Source organism: Paracoccus sp. MC1854 (genome assembly GCF_014164635.1).
GTDB lineage: Bacteria > Pseudomonadota > Alphaproteobacteria > Rhodobacterales > Rhodobacteraceae > Paracoccus.
Genome location: NZ_JACJFU010000095.1, coordinates 1 through 2,568 on the forward strand (window position 1 = coordinate 1; position 2,568 = coordinate 2,568).

A 2,568-nucleotide genomic window follows, 5' to 3' on the forward strand; every position below is an offset into this window, starting at 1 on the left:
CCCATCATTGTAGGATTTCCAGTTCGTCGTGCGGTAGCGGGTGGGTTCAGGCCTGGTCATGGCAGGCCCTTAACCCGCTGGACCACTCCAGTGAATCCTTCCGAGGGCAGAGTTCTGCAACAACGCCGAGTTGAGGCGAACCTTCGGCCAAGCCGGCGACCTGGTCTGGCGAGCGGAGGCCGCGGAGCGCTTCGAACAGGCCGGGCTGGGTGCCGATCAGATTTACAGGTGGCTGAAGGAGCGAAGTGCTAGCAGTATCCTGCAGAGCGTTCCCTGAACGATGATGGTAAGCCCGCTTCCGCTGCGAATTTGAAATCAGGGACGGCCGGAGCGATCTGCTCGTCCATTCTCGCTTCCTTCGATGTTTTTTCAAGCGGACGGACAGTTGTGTCTCAGCGGGAGCGTCGGTTGCGCTGCGCTCGCTACACGAACAAAGCGCAGGCTCCGTTACCATCCTCCCGGCAGCAGGCCACGAACGCGCGGCGCCGTGTCATTGAGTGGGGCGAGGGGAGCCATGCATGCAATCGCTTCCCGTTGGCACATCAACGCCACCTCAACCCGCAGACGCCGTTTTGGCGCGCATAGTACCGTCAAAGCGCGGCCAAAATCGGCCAATGCCGACATTGTATCTTGGCGATTTCAGTAACTTGCAGGGCAGCTAGCTAATTTCACTAAGTTTTCCTGAAAGCGGACAAGTAGGCTCATAACCTGAAGGTCACAGGTTCAAATCCTGTCCCCACAACCAAATTAACTCTCAAGAACAAACGCTTACGCCCCGCCTCGCCGCGGGGCTTTCGCATGTCCGCTTGCTGCCACTGGTTGCATGGGCCGGCCGGTCGCGAGGCACAGCAGGCCCGCCAGCGCACCCTGCAAGTCAATCTCCAGCTTCGTGCTGCCGGCCTCATCTGCCTCCGGCACCAGCACGATCTTGTCCACCAGGGATCGGAGTGCCTCCTTCGCTGCTTCGTCCCCGTCCGGCTCGGCCAACCCGCGGATCAACTGCCCCACCCGGGTCCGATAGGTCTTCGCCATGCTCGGATGGAAGCGGACCGGATCAGGTGCCGGAGCCGACGCCAGCAGGCGCTCTAGGTCCTTCCGCCGCGCATCCAGTTCGATCATCCGGTCCTTCACCTGCTCCGGGGGCACACCGGCAATGATCGCGTCCACCAGCTTCTTGTGGTCCGCTGTGACCTGGCGCAATTCCTTCTCTAGCCCGATCCGCCCGGCATTGGCCTCCGCTTGTAGCCGGTTCCGTTCGGCCGCATCTTCTTTGCAGAAGATGCGTACCGCTTCTTCATCCATCAGGTGATGCTCGAGGGCGTTCAGCACCGTGCTCTCCAGGTCCGCGCGCCGGATCGTTGTCATGTTGGTGCAGACCGCGGGTCCCTTCTTCCGGGCCGCCGAGCAGCCGAAGCTGTCCTTTGAGATCTTTGAGAAGCCCACGCCGCAGCCGCCGCAGGCCATCAGCCCCGAAAACAGGAACTTCGGTCGCCTGCGGTCCCAGACCGGGACAGGGGTGTCCTTCGACTTCAGGGCGCCTTGGCGGCTGCGCAGGCGAAGATCGCCTCGGCCGACAGGACGTGGCGGCCGACGGCATCGACCAGCGGCTCCAGCAGAGCGGTGGACTTGCCGACCCAGTCGGCCGGTGTGGAGCGATCAATGTCGAGGCCCTCGCGCTTGAAGATCCGGCGATGGCGGCAGAGCGGCAGATGATCAGCATATTTGCCCACCAGCACATGGGCCAGCAGGCCCGGCCCCGACCGACCGCGCTCGATGGGGCGGGAGGGCAGCGGGGCCTGGACGAAGCGCTCGCAGCACGAACAGGTCAGCGCGGCCGCACGATCCGGTTCACGATGAAGCGTCCGGGGACGTATTCCAGCTCCTCGTTCGGCCATCACTCGGACCAATGTCGTGATGACCTCACCATCCTCGCCGAACCGGCGCAGGCGCCCGCCGCAACGGCACAGGCGTCGGCACTTGGCGTCAGTTCCACGTCCATCCGTGGGATGTGATCCGGGATCGGGCGACGCTTGGGGCGGTCCTTCTCGTCAACGTCTGGCCGCTTCATCCGCGCGGTCATTGCGGCGGCGGCGATCTCGCTGGTCTCGAGCGCCAGTTGCAGTTGCTCGGCCGTCTCCGACGAGGCCCCGAACCGGTGCGCCTGGTGCCCCGCAAGCGGGTGCCGGAGCTTCTCGATCAGGATCGCCTGCGCCTTCACCTCGGCCAGGAGCCGCGTCGTGAAGCTGCGCAGCTCCTCGGGATCGTCCGGCAGAGTGACGGGCTCGCCGAACATGAGACGTGCTTATCGTGGTGGATTCCGTGTGGGAATCCTCAACGATCCGAACCGGTCGCTTATCCGGCCGCCAAGGGCTGCCAGGTCCGCTGCGGGGTTCGCCAGTCGATCCCTTCCAGCAGCATGGCCCGGCTCGCGCGGCCCACAGTGCTGCGCGACAAACAGGATGAGATTCCGCGTCAACCTGGATGAGACGCCGCGGTGGGCATGTGACGGAGGAGGGCGTAGCCCCGACCGGAGGCGCACGCCCACCGCAGCGGGCATTTTGCGTCTGT

3 protein-coding genes are annotated in these 2,568 nt (G+C 64.3%); all 3 read right to left on the reverse strand.

Annotated elements, in window-relative coordinates:
- Nucleotides 1–768 precede the first annotated feature (768 nt).
- Genes H5395_RS18110 through H5395_RS18120 form a run of 3 tightly spaced genes read right to left on the reverse strand, consistent with a single transcriptional unit; the run spans nt 769 to nt 2,293 of the window.
- On the reverse strand, nt 769–1,638 hold the full coding sequence (locus H5395_RS18110; protein ID WP_370576504.1) for a zinc ribbon domain-containing protein: 870 nt from the start codon (nt 1,636–1,638) through the stop codon (nt 769–771).
- Complete coding sequence (locus H5395_RS18115) at nt 1,530–1,895, reverse strand: transposase (RefSeq protein ID WP_182793924.1); 366 nt, start codon at nt 1,893–1,895, stop codon at nt 1,530–1,532. The genes H5395_RS18110 and H5395_RS18115 overlap by 109 nt, the downstream gene beginning before the upstream one ends.
- Nucleotides 1,895–2,293: a hypothetical protein gene (locus H5395_RS18120; protein WP_182793926.1), complete on the reverse strand. Its 399-nt coding sequence runs from the start codon at nt 2,291–2,293 to the stop codon at nt 1,895–1,897. The genes H5395_RS18115 and H5395_RS18120 overlap by 1 nt, the downstream gene beginning before the upstream one ends.
- Nucleotides 2,294–2,568: the final 275 nt, after the last annotated feature.